The sequence below is a fragment of the Aeromonas sp. 600948 genome (assembly GCF_049174875.1).
Classification (GTDB): Bacteria; Pseudomonadota; Gammaproteobacteria; order Enterobacterales; family Aeromonadaceae; genus Aeromonas; species Aeromonas veronii_A.
On record NZ_JAAKTY010000022.1, the window covers coordinates 59274 to 74288 of the forward strand.

General features: G+C 58.3%; 14 protein-coding genes and 1 pseudogene. 6 read left to right on the forward strand and 9 right to left on the reverse strand.

Translation table 11 applies throughout. From position 1 onward, the window contains the following. Positions 1 to 64: 64 nt before the first annotated feature. From G5182_RS16780 to G5182_RS16790, 3 genes are all read left to right on the forward strand, one after another. Positions 65 to 631 (forward strand): LON peptidase substrate-binding domain-containing protein, encoded by a 567-nt coding sequence (locus G5182_RS16780; RefSeq protein WP_227341617.1) that lies wholly within the window; start codon positions 65 to 67, stop codon positions 629 to 631. Positions 632 to 772: 141 nt separating this feature from the next. Then, positions 773 to 1342: a sigma-70 family RNA polymerase sigma factor gene (locus tag G5182_RS16785; protein ID WP_227343139.1), complete on the forward strand. Its 570-nt coding sequence runs from the start codon at positions 773 to 775 to the stop codon at positions 1340 to 1342. Then, positions 1335 to 2024: a ChrR family anti-sigma-E factor gene (locus G5182_RS16790; RefSeq protein ID WP_227341616.1), complete on the forward strand. Its 690-nt coding sequence runs from the start codon at positions 1335 to 1337 to the stop codon at positions 2022 to 2024. The genes G5182_RS16785 and G5182_RS16790 overlap by 8 nt, the downstream gene beginning before the upstream one ends. Positions 2025 to 2090: 66 nt before the next feature. Here G5182_RS16790 and bacA read toward each other — a convergent pair whose 3' ends face one another. The 5 genes and pseudogenes from bacA to G5182_RS16815 all read right to left on the reverse strand — a co-directional run bounded on the left by bacA (position 2091) and on the right by G5182_RS16815 (position 6276). Next, positions 2091 to 2906 (reverse strand): undecaprenyl-diphosphate phosphatase, encoded by an 816-nt coding sequence (gene bacA / locus G5182_RS16795; RefSeq protein ID WP_227341615.1) that lies wholly within the window; start codon positions 2904 to 2906, stop codon positions 2091 to 2093. A gap of 112 nt (positions 2907 to 3018) precedes the next feature. Continuing rightward, positions 3019 to 3150: pseudogene (locus G5182_RS16800) on the reverse strand (galactose-1-epimerase); the annotation flags it as partial. A gap of 63 nt (positions 3151 to 3213) precedes the next feature. After that, a complete protein-coding gene (locus G5182_RS16805; protein WP_227343137.1) occupies positions 3214 to 3474 on the reverse strand; it encodes a SemiSWEET transporter in 261 nt (86 codons plus the stop codon). A 295-nt stretch (positions 3475 to 3769) separates the two neighbouring features. After that, a complete protein-coding gene (locus tag G5182_RS16810; RefSeq protein WP_227341614.1) occupies positions 3770 to 5116 on the reverse strand; it encodes an MFS transporter in 1347 nt (448 codons plus the stop codon). Between the two features lie 65 nt (positions 5117 to 5181). Beyond that, positions 5182 to 6276, reverse strand: coding sequence for a cellulase family glycosylhydrolase (locus G5182_RS16815; protein WP_139408884.1), 1095 nt, complete (start codon positions 6274 to 6276; stop codon positions 5182 to 5184). 291 nt (positions 6277 to 6567) lie between these two features. Between G5182_RS16815 and G5182_RS16820 the strand changes: the two genes are divergently transcribed. Then, positions 6568 to 7608, forward strand: a complete 1041-nt coding sequence (locus G5182_RS16820; protein ID WP_216949955.1) for a LacI family DNA-binding transcriptional regulator — start codon at positions 6568 to 6570, stop codon at positions 7606 to 7608. A 305-nt stretch (positions 7609 to 7913) separates the two neighbouring features. Here G5182_RS16820 and G5182_RS16825 read toward each other — a convergent pair whose 3' ends face one another. The 4 genes from G5182_RS16825 to galE are packed head-to-tail and all read right to left on the reverse strand — an operon-like array spanning position 7914 to position 12162. After that, positions 7914 to 8885, reverse strand: a complete 972-nt coding sequence (locus G5182_RS16825) for a galactose-1-epimerase (protein ID WP_227341613.1) — start codon at positions 8883 to 8885, stop codon at positions 7914 to 7916. Beyond that, positions 8882 to 10033: a galactokinase gene (galK, locus tag G5182_RS16830; protein ID WP_227341612.1), complete on the reverse strand. Its 1152-nt coding sequence runs from the start codon at positions 10031 to 10033 to the stop codon at positions 8882 to 8884. The genes G5182_RS16825 and galK overlap by 4 nt, the downstream gene beginning before the upstream one ends. Further along, entirely contained in the window at positions 10030 to 11088 is a 1059-nt protein-coding gene (locus G5182_RS16835; protein WP_227343135.1) for a UDP-glucose--hexose-1-phosphate uridylyltransferase, read from the reverse strand. Before G5182_RS16835 ends, galK begins: the two co-directional genes overlap by 4 nt. Positions 11089 to 11148: 60 nt before the next feature. Beyond that, positions 11149 to 12162: a UDP-glucose 4-epimerase GalE gene (gene galE, locus G5182_RS16840; RefSeq protein ID WP_227341611.1), complete on the reverse strand. Its 1014-nt coding sequence runs from the start codon at positions 12160 to 12162 to the stop codon at positions 11149 to 11151. Between the two features lie 202 nt (positions 12163 to 12364). Here galE and G5182_RS16845 point away from each other — a divergent pair, with 202 nt between their 5' ends. After that, entirely contained in the window at positions 12365 to 13372 is a 1008-nt protein-coding gene (locus G5182_RS16845) for a substrate-binding domain-containing protein (protein ID WP_005356970.1), read from the forward strand. A 189-nt stretch (positions 13373 to 13561) separates the two neighbouring features. Beyond that, on the forward strand, positions 13562 to 15015 hold a 1454-nt coding region (locus G5182_RS16850), incomplete at its 3' end, for a sugar-binding domain-containing protein (RefSeq protein ID WP_421254548.1).

Here is a 15015-nt window from a genome sequence, read left to right on the forward strand (position 1 = left end):
CCGACACTGATCTCCCGCTGGCTGTTGCACGTACCTAGAGTCGTAACCCAGCAAGGAGTTTGTGATGCGACTGGCACTGTTTCCCCTATCAGCCCACCTGCTGCCCGGCGGCATCATGCCGCTGCGGATCTTCGAACCCAGATACCTGCGGATGGTGGCCGAAGCGGGGGAGGCGGGCTTTGCCCTCTGCATGGTGGATCCGCGCCAGCCTGACGCCCTGCGCAACATGCTGCCCATCGCCACCCGGGTCAACGTCATCGACTTCGACCGGCTGCCGGACGGCATGCTGGGGATCACGGTGCAGGGGGTGGAGCGGCTGCAGATAGAGGATCTGTGGCAGGAGCAGGATGGCCTGCGCATCGGTGAGGTAACCTCGCTGCCGGCATGGCCGCCCCGGCGGCTCCATCCCGATCAGCTGCCACTGGCCGATGCGCTGCGGGAGGTGTTTGCCGACTATCCCGACTATGCCGCCCTCTATCACGCCCCCCGCTGGGACGATGGCAACTGGGTGGCACAGCGCTGGCTGGAGGTGCTGCCGATCCCCCCCGAGCAGAAGCAGCTGCTGCTGGCCGCCGCCGACAATCAGCCCGCCATCGCCCTGCTCAAAGGAGTGCTGGTGGCCAGTCACTGATTTTTTTCTGAACTGCTGATCTGCCAGCGCCGCAGAGCCGTATTAGTCATTACCACAGCATGTTCGACAGCACACCAAAGGGATGGCGCAATGGCATATACTGGCCAACCACACTCGACCATACGCAGGACTTCGCCCGTGATGGATAACTCGGATGGCGACCTCAAATCTCTGCTGATCAGGGTGGCAGAGCAGGCTGACAAGGCTGCTTTTGCCCGCCTGTTCCAACACTTTGCGCCGCGCATTCGCAGCTACGGCCTGCGCCATCTCGGCAGCGAGGCCAACGCCATGGAGCTGGTGCAGGAGACCATGCTGCTGGTATGGCAGAAGGCGCGCCTCTACCACCCCGAGAAGGGGGCGCCGACCACCTGGATCTATACCGTGATGCGCAACCAGTGCTTCGATCTGCTGCGCCGGCGCCGTGCCAGCAAGGAGGATCTCTGTGCCGAGGAGCTGTGGCCGGTGCTGGAGTTTCAGGCCGAAGAGGAGCATCTGAGCGGAGGGGAGGATGCCGTGCTGACCCGTCAGATGGCCCACTATCTGGGCACGCTGCCTGAGCCGCAACAGCAGGTGGTACGTGGCATCTATCTGCAGGAGTTCTCCCAGCAGGAGCTGGCGGAGCGCCTTGGCGTGCCGCTCGGTACTATCAAGTCCCGCCTCAGACTGGCGCTACAGAAACTGAAAGAGCAAGTGGAGCAAGGCCATGATTAAAGCCCATCCAACCGACCCTATGCTGCGCGCCTTCGCCGCCGACGAGCTCCCTCTGCCGCTGGCGGTCGGGCTCTCCGCTCACTGCGAGCTCTGCCCCGATTGTGCTGCCCGATTGAAAGCATTTGAGGAGGAGCTGGCGCAGCAATATCTTGCCTCGCTAGCAGAGCCTGAGTTGGCCTCCCACGATGAAGTGGCGCTGGACGTCGGGTTTGACGCCATGCTGGCGGATATTCTGGCGCAGCCCGAACCGGTTGCCGCACCCGTTACCGATCTGCCCCGAGCCCAGCCGGCCGAGCTCGAAGTGGCCGGTCACGCCTATCGTTTGCCACGGGTGTTGGCCCGCTACCGTTCGCCCAAGTGGCGCCATATCGGGGCCATTCGTCAGCAGAGTTTGCCGCTGGACGAGATGGGGACACGCGCCAGTCTGCTCCATATCGAAGCGGGCGGCCGTATCCCCGAGCACACCCATCAGGGCTATGAGCTGACCCTGCTGCTGGCGGGCAATATTCAGGATGGCGATACCCTTTACAAGGCGGGTGATTTCATCTGGCGCGATGCCAGCCATTCCCACAGTCCGCATACGCCGGACGGTTGCCTCTGCTACACGGTGCAGGATGCGCCGGTGCAGTTCACCAAGGGGCTGTCACGGCTGCTCAATGGCATCAGTCAGCACCTCTACTAAACGGTGTGAGCCAATAGAAAAAGGGACCAGTTTGGTCCCTTTTGTCATTTCATTGCTGGTGGCCGGTCAGGCGACAAACACCAGATAGACGGCGAATGCCACGACAAAGCGGTAGATGGCGAACGGGATAAAGTCGATGCGGCGGATCAATGTCAGGAAGGTCTTGATCGCAAACATCGCTACCACGAAGGCGGTGATAAAGCCCACTGCAAACATCGGGAAGTCGGCCATCGAGAGGAAATCGCGGCTCTTGTAGAGATCAAGCCCGCTGGCCGCCACCATCATGGGCACTGCCATGATGAAGGAGAACTCGGCGGCGGCGTGACGGCTGATCCCCATCAGCATGCCACCACTGATGGTGGCGCCGGAGCGTGAGAAGCCTGGCCACAGCGCCAGACACTGGAACAGACCGATGCCGAACGCCTGTTTGTAGCTGATGTCATCCAGAGTTTCAGCTGTGACGGCCGGGCGGAACTTCTCGGCGATGATGAGCAGGATGCCCCCCGCGACCAGCGCGTACATTACGGTCTGTGGACCAAACAGGTTGGCCTTGATCCAGCTGTGGATGGCCAGACCGACCACGATGGCGGGCAGCATGCCGAGGATGACGTGGATCAGCGACAGGGTGGCATGATCCCGGGACGGCTTCTGGCCAAAGTGGATGCCAATCAGGCCAAACAGGCGGCGCCAGAAGACGGCGACTACGGCGAGGATGGAGCCAAGCTGGATCACCACTTCGAAAGTGGCAGCCTTGGGCCCTTCAAAGCCCAGCAGATGGCCGACGATAATCATGTGGCCGGTGGAGGAGACGGGGAGGAACTCGGTCAGCCCCTCGACGACGCCCAGAATAAAGGCGACCAGCAGGCTATAGGTGTCAGTCATCGAACAGAATCCTTGCTACGTTGATGCAAAAACGCCCCGGAAGGAGCTCGGGGCGGCTTATCTTGCTCGATAGTGACTGCTGAGGCTATGTAAAAATCATGAAACCTTTAAGTCAGTCGCGGATAAAACGGTAGCGGGTCTGGTGGTGATAACGCCCGCCCGGCAGCAGCCAGGGGTTGCCCAGCTCGGGCCGATTGGGGCTGTCCGGCAGCTGTTGCGTCTCAAGACAGAAGCCGTCGTGATCCCCGAGTGCCAGCCCCAGGTTGTATGAATGCTCATCAGTTCCTTTCGTTACGCAGCTTGAGCATCAGGACGGCGCAGGCAGAGCGAGAGTGATGCTGTTTGCTATGGTGATGGGCATGTCGTTAGTGCGCAGGCCGTAGATCAACCATAGAAGTACGCCACAGCTGAAGACCAGATACATATTGGTTGAGATGGCCCTGGTTTCTTGGGTCTTTATTATGTGTATAACTTGCAAGGCAAAAGATCCTGTGGTCAGAAAGGCTGCACAGAGACCGAGGTTGGCGGTGTCGAGCCAGAAAACCAGAACGCAGAGAGCGATTGGCACAATAACGATATTGTGCCAGAAATAAACCGACAAATTTGAACTCCTCAAAGACCAATGGAGGCAATGGATATTTATTATCGTGTAATATACTTCTGCAAAAGTTTACCCAGTGGCTTTCGATGATTCATGTAACTTATGTTGATTGCTTTTCCTATGCGCAATGCAACGAAAAAATAATTTATCAATCATTGTAGTTTTCATGTTCTTGCATGGAATTTGCCAGTCAAGTTGAATGGATAGAGGCGCTCAATTCGACTGGCGTATATTTTATGGTAAAGCATTCATTGTTTTTATGTTAAAGAGACGAAATGGAACGCCATTTATTTAGAGCATGACGTACTTTGGCGTGCTTATCTTCGGTGAAATTGTAGCGGGTCATGATCATCACCCGTAATATGCTACCCAATATCGGCACAAGTGATATACAGATAAATAGTCCGTCCATCGTAGCCTGAGTCTGTGCCGCATTCGGTTGATAGCCAAGCCAGATCAGCAGGGTACCGGAAATACCACCTGCGATGGCCCAAGCCAGTTTGCCGGTAAAGGTCTGCCCCGAGAATGCGATGGCAGCGCAACGGCGGCCAGACTTTAGTTCTGCATATTCGATGGTCTCACTCAACATGGCCGAGATAAGCGGATTGGTGATGACGTTGGCCGCATGGATCAAGGCGAGGAAGCCGAACACCATTATCAGATTGTCGTAGCCTGTCGTATAGAAACCGATGCGTAATGCAATCTCCAGCAGAGTGAGTAGCAGGAAGAGATCACGTTTCCTGAGCTTGCTGGTCAATATCGGCATCAGCATACAGGCCATAGAGGTTGCCACACCGATAGAGCCCATCACCGAGAGCAGCCCGGCATCACCCATGTTGTAGGTGAAGAAGAAAATGTAGAGCCCGGTGGCCAGATTAAAGAACACGTTACAGAAGAAGGCGCCAAGTACATACGCCAACGGTTTGTTGGAACGCAGGACGCGGAAAGAGTCCCTAATGGTGATCTTGTCATTCGGATTGGGCTTGATGCGCTCTTTCATCTGGCTTGCTCCGAGCACCATCAGTGGCAGGGCGATCAGCATCAGGCAGATGGCACCTTCCATGTAGCCCTTGGTGCTGCTGGTTGCAGCAAACAGTTCGGTGAGCTTCGGGAATATGATGGAAGCACTGCCAATGCCGATATTGACGCCCAACATGGCGACGGTTACGGCCTTGGCTCGCTCCTGTGGCTCTTGGCTCATGACCGATGACATGGTCCAGAAAGGTACATCAGACAAGGTGTATATCATCCCCCACGCGATATAGGTGACTGCTGCATAAGCTACCTTGGTGGTCATGGGTAAATCCATGCCAATGAAGCTGAGAGAGGTGATCCCGGCAATCAAGAAGGGAACGAAAAGCATATATGGCGTGAATTTGCCACGTTTGAAATTAAGAGTGTCCATATAACCAGCGATAATAGGATCGTTGATGGCATCCCATACTCTGGCAATGAGGAAAATAGCCCCAGCTGCAGCGGGCGATATTCCAAGGATATCGGTGTAAAAATAGAGGATAAATGATCCCACCAGGCCGAAACTGAGGCATTGCCCGACGGCATAGCTGAAATATCCCACCAGCTCTCTATTGTGTATCTTTTGATCTGTCATCTGCCAACCTTTCCCAACATGAATGTGTTGTGAGGGGCGCCACTAGGGTGGCGTCCTCTTTTGCGTTATGAACGGGTCAATGTGCGGAGCAGTTCTATTTCACTGGCAGAGTAGGGGGTACCATCCTCCTCCAGCAGGTCGTGAAACCAGACCCTGCGGAAATCGGGGTCGATATTGCGAACGAAAGGCCATGGCAAGTGAGTTTGCGTCTTCCCTTTTACCAGACCCCATTGATAGGCACCTATTTTTAACTCTTTGAAGAGTGGCAGTTGTTGTTCCATCACGCTGCCGACATGCCTGGCCAGCCACTCTGTGCAGAGGAGCGGGCGGCGATATTTGCTGACCACATCCAGAGAGATTTTCAGCCCCTCCATACGCTGATAGGAGTGGAAAGTGATGACATCTGATAGCTCCATAGCGCGCAGGTCGGTCGGATGAGTAAAGGTGTTTTCCGGAGTAAATTCCGAATCCCCCTGACCGATGCTGTAGGGTGCATGCCACGCGCCGACGGTGAGTGGCTGGGAGGGGTTCTCTTCTCGGGCCCAGACAAAAGCCAACTCCATCAGATAGTGGGCATATGTCTCCAGCGACTCATCGAAACGCACCTCGACATCGCCTTCCGAAAAGATGCCCCGGTTGGTCGGCTCATTGTACAGATCCCAGATAAAGATCCGCTCATCCTGTGCAAATGTACGTATCAGGTCGCGAATATAGTGTTCCACTTCGCGCCATTGGGTCGGGTCAATGACGACATTCCGACCGGGACTGGCCGCCGCCTGGCTATTGTGTACATCTTCCCGAGGTGGTTGCTGGCGGCCCAGATAGGGGTGATCGCCGGAGAAGCCACAGTCATCCATCAAGGTCATCATCACGCGGATATTGTGCTTGCTACACAGGCCAAGGAACTGCTCAATGCGCGCGAGCAGGCCATCCCGATCATGCTGCCAGACGATAAAGGGCAGATTGGTTCGCAGGGTGTTGTAGCCCAGTTTGTTGGCCCAACCCAGTTCCTGGTCAATGGTGACTGGGTCGAAGGTTTCTCCCTGCCACATTTCGGTCCAGTTGACCGCTGTGCGGGGGAGATAGTTGAAGCCCAATAGCCAAGGTTGTTTGTTCCACCATTGCCAAGCTCGTTCTGTTGACCACTGTTGTATCGCCATCGGATATCCTTGCAACTAATTATTTAAGCTTACAGCAATTAATATTAGCTAATATCTTTAGTTGCAAATCATGAAGGATAGAATTCAGGGATTAGTCACAAAATGAACAAATTTAGGGGGTTAACAGGCATAGCTGGCGAGCCATCTGTACTCGGGACGATAACCGAAAACCCTCTATCGTCCTTGTGGGCTGTTGTGCTGCTTGCTCATGTCCGTAATCATGAGTCATGATAAAAGATAAATAATTAATATTATTATCTGGGCGGTACTGCTCAAACTATGGCCATATCAATGAATAGTAAACGCATCACCATGAGCGCCATCGCTGCAGCTGCAGGTGTTTCCCAATCAACGGTTTCACTGGTGCTCAATGGTTCAACCACCATCAAACTGGCGGAGGAAACGCGGCGTAGAGTGCTTGAAAAAGCGGCCGAACTGGGTTACCAGCATAAGCGAGCTGAACATCTACCCAAGGGACCATCTGCTAGAAAAATAGCTTTTGTTTTCAATGGCCTGACTCCATATGACCCTTTTCTAGATGCGATCAATGCCTGCAATGAACGCGCTTGGGAGGCAGATCGCATGCTGGTTACATTCGATTATCGCAACAGCGCGGAGCTCACCAAGTTGATCGAGCAGGAGATCAATCAGGGGGATTATCTGGGGATGATTTTTGCCTCTTCCATGACACGACAACTTGCCGAGATGGAGCTCTCCCCGCAGGTGCCTACCGTTTTGCTCAACTGCTACCTGGAGGGCAGTGGCTCGTCCGAAAGTTATTCCATCCTGCCTGCCGATAAGCTGGCGGGTTACAAGGTGACGGCGCACCTGTTGGAGCAAGGCTGCAAACGAGTGGCTCTTATTCAGGGGGAGCCATGGATGGAGGCAAATAGTCTGCGGCTGGAGGGGTATCGTCAGGCGTTGATCAACCACGATTTGATACCGGATCCACAATGGGTGCGTGTGGGCAACTGGTCGCTACATGAGGCTTATGAGCAGACTAGGCAACTGCTGGCGCTGCCTCAGCCGCCTGATGGTATCTTCTGTTGCAGTGATTACATGGCTCAGGGTTGTTACCAGGCGATAGCCGAGGCGGGATTGCGCATCCCGGAAGACATTCTGGTGGCGGGCCATGATAACCAGATGCTGGCCTGCGAAATGGAGCCCCCTTTGAGTTCTATCGAACTACCTTACGACGAGATGGGTAAACTGGCGGTGGACACCTTGTTGCAACTGGCCCAAGGAGAGAAGCCCATCGCTTTACTGATGAAGCTGGAAGGGGAGTTGCTGATCCGTGCCTCGACCAAGGGTCAGCCAGTTAACAAAATTTGATCCTCTCTCGATGACCTGTTGCGTACTGGTTCCTTATGCCACAGGGCGTGCCGATATGTTCCCGTCATGCCTGCCAAGTTGTGTGGTTGGCGGTAAGAATGTAAAGCACATAATGGGTACTCAATGACTTTACCCGACACGAGCAGGTCAACGTCACTCTGAAAGCCATACACCCATCAGCACTGCACGCGGTGGCTGATATCGTAATGATGCCAAGCCGTAGCATGCTTCTTTCTTGGTTGTGTTGAATAAGCCGGGCGGGAGAGATGCGACAAAGGGGCGCCTTGACGCGCCCCTTCAGTGGGTCAAGCCATAACCGGAATGAGCCGATAACGGGTTATGTGCTGATAGCGTTCTCCTGGCTCCAACCATGGGTTACCTAATTCTGGACGGTTCGGACTATCTGGCACTTGCTGTGCTTCCAGGCAGAGCCCCTGATAGTTGCCCCAATGTCCCCCCCCGCGTTTTGGGGTGCCAGCCAACCAGTTGCCGGTGTAGAGCTGGACGCCTGGCTGATTGGTGTACATCTCCATACACAGGCTGCCATCCCCTGCCATCAGGGTGGCTTGTGGTGAGGGCGAGGCATCAACAAACAAGAAACAGTGGTCGAATCCCAGACATTTTTTTTGCTGCGCATGGGCCATCCACTGTTCTCCGACCCGCTTGCCATGGCGTAGATCGAATACTCCTTCGACCGGCGCAATACCAAGCGGCAGCGAGTGTTCATCGGTTGGCAGATAGCGGTCTGCATTAATGATGATGTGGTGATCACGCACATCACCACCATCCAGGTTGAAATAGGCATGGCTGGTGAGATTGACCGGGGTCGGAGCATCTGTGGTGGCGCTCAGCTCGATCACCAGATCGGTCTGCTCCAGCCGGTATTCTACGGTGACGTCCAGATTACCAGGGAAACCCTGTTCGCCATCGGCCAGCCGAGTTTGCAGACGGATGCGATCTTCCGCCAGCCCGTCCAGTTGCCACTCCCGGTTGTGCAGAGAGTCACTGCCCCCGTGCAGGCAGGTGGTGCCCTCGTTGGCGTCTAGTTGCCACTCTTGCCCTGCTCGCTCTAGGCGGGCGTTGCCGATGCGATTGGCAAAGCGTCCTACTATCGCCCCTAAATAAGAGCGTTGATTGGGGTAATCCAGCGGATCACAAGACAGCAGCACATTGCGATAGGTGCCATTGATCGGGATCTCGAGGGCGGTGAGCGTAGCCCCGAAATCGAGCACGCTCAACCGCAGGCCGGCTGCATTCTGCAGATGGAACTCTTTCATGCGATGCCCCCTGCACCGGCGCTGGCGCGGCAGACGTAGCAGTTAGCCTTGAGGCCGAAGCGGGTCGGATACTCCGCCTCGACGGCGGCAATCACCTCGGCCACCTTCTCCGGGCGCAGCAGGGCGACCACGCAGCCGCCGAAGCCGCCGCCAGTCATCCGCACGCCGCCATCTGTGCCGATTTTAGCCTTGATGATCTCCACCAGACCGTCGATGGCGGGCACTGTGATTTCAAAGTCATCGCGCATGGCTGCGTGTGATTCGGCCATCAGCTCGCCGAGGCGGGTCAGATCGTGGCTCGCCAGTGCATCGGCCGCCGCCAGGGTGCGGGCGTTTTCACCGACGATGTGGCGGGCACGGCGATAGCAGGCCTCATCCAGCCCGGCCTTGCCCGCTTCCAGTCCGGCCAGATCGAGATCGCGCAGCGCCTTGACCCCGTAGTGACGGGCGGCCTCTTCGCACTGCTGGCGACGGGTGTTGTATTCGCTGTCCACCAGACCGCGGCGCACATTGGAGTTGACGATCAGCACCGCCAGATCCGCAGGCATGGGGATGAGGCGAGTCTCCAGCGAGCGGCAGTCGAGCAGCAGGGCATGATCCGTTTTGCCGCTGGCGGAGATCATCTGATCCATGATGCCGCAGTTGCAGCCGACGAACTTGTTCTCCGCCTGCTGGCCGTTGAGGGCGATCTCCGCCTGGCTGATGTCGAGCCCCAGCGCCTCCTTGAAGGCCTGACCTATGGCCACTTCCAGTGAGGCGGAGGAGGAGAGTCCCGCCCCCTGCGGCACGTTACCGGAGACCACCAGATCGAGGCCGCGCAGGGCATAGCCGCGCTCCTGCAGATACTTCACCACGCCACGGATGTAGTCGCTCCAGCGCTGGCTGGGGTGGTGCTCGATGGGCTGGTCGAGGTCGAACTGGTCGCGCTGGTTGTCGTAGTCGGCGGCGATCACCTGCACTTGTCGGTCATCGCGCAGGCCGATGGCGACGCATGTCTCGTAGTCGATGGCGCAGGGCAGCACGAAGCCGTCGTTGTAGTCGGTATGTTCACCGATGAGGTTGACGCGGCCGGGGGCGCGCACCAGCAGATCGGGCGCTTTGGCAAATTGCTCGGCAAAAACGGTGCTGACGCGTTGGCTCGGGGTCATAGGGCCTCCTCATTGGTTTGATTGGTCTGGTTGTAGTGAATGGGGCTCAGGGCACGCAGCCGCTCGGCGGCCTGCTCGGGGGTAAGGTCACGCTGGGTTTCGGCCAGCATCTCGAAGCCGACCATGAATTTGCGCACGGTAGCGGAGCGCAGCAGGGGCGGATAGAAGTGGGCATGCAGTTGCCACGCCTCGGGGCAATCCGATTTGGGCGGTGCAAAGTGCCAGCCCATGGAGTAGGGGAAGCTGCACTCGAACAGGTTGTCGTAGCGGCTGGTGAGCTCCTTGAGCGCCACCGCCAGATCCTGTTGCTGGGCCTGGGTCATATTGAGCATGGAGGGGACGTGCGCCTTGGGCAGCAGCAGGGTTTCGAACGGCCAGGCGGCCCAGAAGGGAACCACGGCGAGCCAGTGCTCGGTCTCCACCACGATGCGCGAGCGATCCGCCAGCTCCCGCTCCACATACTCCAGCAGCATGGGGCGGCCATGCTCGGCCAGCCAGTCACGCTGGTGCTGCTCTTCGCGGGCAATCTCGTTGGGCAGGAAGTCGCTGCCCCAGATCTGGCCGTGGGGGTGCGGGTTGGAGCAGCCCATGACGGCCCCTTTGTTTTCAAAGACCTGCACCCATTCCCATTGGGCCGACAGCTCGGCGACCTGATCCATCCAGGTGGTGATCACCCCCTCGATGGCGGGCAGCGGCAGCTCGGGCAGGGTCTTGCCGTGATCCGGCGAGAAGCAGATCACCCGGCTGGTGCCGCGGGCGGCTTCCAGTTTCAGCAGGGGATCGCTGGCGCTATCGGCGGCCGGGGTATCCTGCATCAGGGCGGCGAAGTCGTTGGTAAAGACGAAGGTACCCTTGTAGTCGGGGTTGATGTCGCCAGTGACCCGGGTGTTGCCGGCACAGAGGAAGCAGTCGGGATCGTGGGCCTGTTTGGGGGCCTGACTCACCTTCTCCACCTGTCCCTGCCAGGGGCGTTTGGCCCGATGGGGGGAGACCAGCACATACTGGCCGGTCAGCGGGTTGAAGCGGCGATGGGGATGATCGACGGGGTTGAACATCATCTCTCCTGAATAAGGTATTGAAAAATAGGGGCGTCTATTAACAGGGAGCAGGCAGGCCTACTCCTCGTAACCGTTCGGATTGGCGGATTGCCAGCGCCAGCTATCGGCGCACATGGCGTCGATGTTGCGGGTCGCCCGCCAGCCCAGCTCGCGCTCGGCCTTGGCCGGATCGGCCCAGCAGGCGGCGATGTCGCCCGGGCGGCGCGGTTCGATGCGAAATGGCAGCGGCTTGCCACAGGCGGCGGAGAAGGCGGCGACCAGCTGCAACACGCTTTGGCCCTGACCGGTGCCCAGGTTGTAGCTGTGCACGCCACCCTTGCCGGCACAGTGTTGCAGTGCCTTGACGTGCCCTTCGGCGAGATCCATCACGTGGATGTAGTCACGTACGCCGGTGCCATCCACAGTTGGGTAATCGTTTCCAAAGACCGACAGGCAGTCGCGACGGCCGATGGCCACCTGGGTGATATAGGGCATCAGGTTGTTGGGGATGCCTTGCGGGTCTTCACCCATGGTGCCCGATTCGTGGGCGCCGACCGGATTGAAGTAGCGCAGCAGGGTTATGCTCCAGTGGGGCTCGGCCAGCTGCAGATCCTCGAGGATCTCCTCGATGATCAGCTTGGATCGTCCGTAGGGGTTGGTGGCGCTGCGAGGGAAATCCTCGCGGATCGGCAGGCTGGCGGGATCGCCATAGACGGTGGCAGAGGAGCTGAACACCAGATTGTGCACCCCGGCCCGCTTCATCGCCTGCAGCAGGGTGAGGGTGCCGCCGAGGTTGTTCTCGTAGTAATCCAGTGGAATGCGGGTCGATTCACCGACCGCCTTGAGGGCGGCAAAGTGGATCACCGCATCGATCTGCTGTTCGGCGAAGATCCGGTCCAGCAGCGCTACATCGCGAATATCCCCTTGATAGAACAGGGGTTGCTGGCCGCTGATAGCCGCGACTCGGGCCAGCACGCTGCGCTTGCTGTTGCCGAGGTTGTCGACCACCACGGGATTCATGCCTGCCGCTTGCAGGGCCAGACAGGTGTGGCTGCCGATATATCCGCAACCGCCGGTGACCAGAACGTTCATCTTGCTCTCCACTGAAAAAGTGTCTGGAAGCAGTCTAGCCGAGGGTGTGGCGACCAAACTGTGAACTTGCTTGCAAAATGGTGTAAACGATTACACTGTTTTTGTGATCATCCTGACGGCAGATATGCGTTTCACCACTGTTTTCAAAGGGTTTGCTGGGTATAATGGCGCTCTATTGCACAGTGAAATAAGTGAAAACAGCATGAGCACCATCAAGGATGTCGCCCGTTTGGCCAATGTGTCGGTGGCAACGGTTTCACGGGTGATGAACAACTCTCCCAAGGCCAGCGCTGCGTCTCGCGAAGTGGTGCAGAAGGCCATGGCCGAACTGGGCTACACCCCCAACGCCAACGCGCGGGCACTGGTTAGCCAGACTTGCGACACCATGGGGGTGGTGGTCGGTGACGTGGCCGATCCCTTCTTCGGTGCACTGGTGAAGGGGGTCTCCGGCGTGGCCGTCGAGCAGAACCTTCACCTGCTGATGGGTAACGGTTTTCACAAGGCGCGTCAGGAGCGTGAAGCGATCGAGCTGCTGATCGGCAAGCGCTGCGAGGCGCTGGTGGTGCACAGCAAGGCGCTGAGCGACGAGGAACTTTACGATTACGCCATGCGGGTGCCCGGTATGGTGCTGATCAACCGCGATATTCCTGCCCTCAAGGGGCGCTGCATCGCTCTCAACAACCGGCTGGGGGCGGCTACGGCGACTCGCCACCTGATCGAACTGGGCCACCGCCATATCGCCTTTATCAGCTCGGATCACGCCATCGAGGATGCCACCTTGCGTTTGCAGGGTTATCAGGATGGGCTGATGGAAGCGGGTCTGGCAGCCGATCCCGAGCTTATCGAGAGTGGCACGCCGAATGAGGAGGGGGGCGAGCGCGCCATGCTCAACCTGCTGGCCAAGGGGCTCAAGGTGACTGCCGTGGTGGCTTATAACGATGCCATGGCGGCGGGCGCCATCTCTGTGCTGGCCGACAACGGCCTGCGAGTGCCGGAGGAGGTATCGGTAGTGGGCTTCGATGACATCATCTATGCCAGATATTTGCGCCCCAAGCTCTCCACCATGCGCTATCCCATCGAGCTGATGGCGGCCCAGGCGGCCAAGCTGGCCATTCAGCTGGCGGCGGGGGAGAGTGACGCGACCCAGAGCCGGATCTATACACCCACCCTGATAAATCGTCACTCGGTGGCACCGGTTCGGGCCGGATAGCTCCCTTTTGCGGCCCTGTTCGGGGCCGTTTCTTGCACGGTTATTGTTTTACCTATTTTTAATCATTTTTACTCCGCTTTACTTAACAAAACAAGTGTAATCGTTTACATCTGTGTGAGCGAGATCGCCGTTCCCTGCGTCATACTTCTCTAGACTGAATACGTGTTCCAATCAGCAGGGAGAGAGTGAATGCTCAGGGAGATAGTGGCGCGTCAGGATTGGCAGACTCAGGCCATTACGTCGGTAAACCGGCTGGCAGCCCATACCCCCATGTTCAGCTGGCGCAGCGAAGCGGATGCCAGGGGTGATCTGGCCTCTTACTCCCGTCTCTTGCTCGATGGCGAGTGGCGCTTCTCCTTCTTTGCCGCCCCCGAGCGGGTGCCCGAGAGCTGGCTGGCGCAGGATCTGGCGGATGCCTGCCCTATTACAGTGCCGGGTAACTGGCAGCTGGATGCCGCCTATCCGGCTACGCGGCCGCTCACCGATGGCCCCATCTACACCAATATCAAGTACCCCTTTCCTTGCGATCCACCGCGAGTGCCGGCAGAGAACCCCACCGGTTGCTACTCCCGCGAGTTCGAACTGCCCGCCGACTGGCTGGCAAGCGGCCAGAGCCGGATCATCTTCGACGGGGTGAGCAGCGCCTTCCACCTCTTTTGCAACGGCCGCTGGGTCGGTTACTCCCAGGACAGCCGCCTGCCCGCCGAGTTCGATCTGACTCCTTATCTGCACACCGGTCGCAACCGGTTGGCGGTGCTGGTACTGCGCTGGTCCGACGGCTCCTATCTGGAAGATCAGGATATGTGGTGGCTGTCGGGGATCTTCCGCTCCGTCAGCCTGCTGCACAAACCGTCCCGCCATCTGATGGATATGCGGGTGGCCCCCGAGCTGGACGCCTGCTATCGGGATGGTCGTCTCAAGATTGCACTGCAGGTGGCCAATGGGGCCGGTCTGTCGGTGGAGGCCAATCTTTATGACGGCAGCGAGCGGGTCGCGGCCCTGCACCAGCCGATCGGCACCCAAACCATTGATGAAAAAGGGGCGTATGACGATCGCGCCGAGTGCTGGCTCGACGTGGTTGCGCCGCGCAAGTGGAGCGCCGAGACGCCCCATCTCTATCGCCTGACCCTGACCCTGCTGGACGAACAGGGCCAGGTTATCGAGAGCGAGGCATGTGATGTGGGCTTTCGGGTGGTGGAGATCCGTGGCGGCCTGCTGCGGGTCAACGGTCAGCCGCTGCTTGTTCGCGGTGCCAACCGTCACGAGCATCACCCCGCCAAAGGCTATGCCATCGATCGCGCCACCATGGAGCGGGATCTGCTGCTGATGAAGCGCCACAACTTCAATGCGGTGCGCTGCTCCCACTATCCCAACCACCCCGACTTCTATCGCCTCTGCGATCGGCTCGGTCTCTATGTGGTGGACGAGGCGAATCTGGAGACCCACGGCATGACCCCCATGGGGCGGCTGGCGCGGGATCCCGCCTGGAGCAATGCCTTTCTGGAGCGGGCGACCCGCATGGTGGCGCGGGATTTCAACCACCCCTCCATCATCATCTGGTCGCTGGGCAACGAGTCGGGTTACGGCCCGGCCCACGATGCCATGTATGGCTGGATCAAGCGCAGCGATCCGAGCCGTCCGGT

Excerpts from the sequence above, each read along its gene's own strand:
- galE (WP_227341611.1), bottom strand. The coding sequence starts at position 12,162 with ATGAACGTTCTGGTCACCGGCGGTTGCGGATATATCGGCAGCCACACC.
- G5182_RS16810 (WP_227341614.1), bottom strand. The coding sequence starts at position 5,116 with ATGACAGATCAAAAGATACACAATAGAGAGCTGGTGGGATATTTCAGC.
- G5182_RS16785 (WP_227343139.1), top strand. The coding sequence starts at position 773 with ATGGATAACTCGGATGGCGACCTCAAATCTCTGCTGATCAGGGTGGCA.
- bacA (WP_227341615.1), bottom strand. The coding sequence starts at position 2,906 with ATGACTGACACCTATAGCCTGCTGGTCGCCTTTATTCTGGGCGTCGTC.
- G5182_RS16835 (WP_227343135.1), bottom strand. The coding sequence starts at position 11,088 with ATGTTCAACCCCGTCGATCATCCCCATCGCCGCTTCAACCCGCTGACC.
- G5182_RS16820 (WP_216949955.1), top strand. The coding sequence starts at position 6,568 with ATGAATAGTAAACGCATCACCATGAGCGCCATCGCTGCAGCTGCAGGT.
- G5182_RS16780 (WP_227341617.1), top strand. The coding sequence starts at position 65 with ATGCGACTGGCACTGTTTCCCCTATCAGCCCACCTGCTGCCCGGCGGC.
- G5182_RS16845 (WP_005356970.1), top strand. The coding sequence starts at position 12,365 with ATGAGCACCATCAAGGATGTCGCCCGTTTGGCCAATGTGTCGGTGGCA.
- G5182_RS16815 (WP_139408884.1), bottom strand. The coding sequence starts at position 6,276 with ATGGCGATACAACAGTGGTCAACAGAACGAGCTTGGCAATGGTGGAAC.
- galK (WP_227341612.1), bottom strand. The coding sequence starts at position 10,033 with ATGACCCCGAGCCAACGCGTCAGCACCGTTTTTGCCGAGCAATTTGCC.
- G5182_RS16790 (WP_227341616.1), top strand. The coding sequence starts at position 1,335 with ATGATTAAAGCCCATCCAACCGACCCTATGCTGCGCGCCTTCGCCGCC.
- G5182_RS16825 (WP_227341613.1), bottom strand. The coding sequence starts at position 8,885 with ATGAAAGAGTTCCATCTGCAGAATGCAGCCGGCCTGCGGTTGAGCGTG.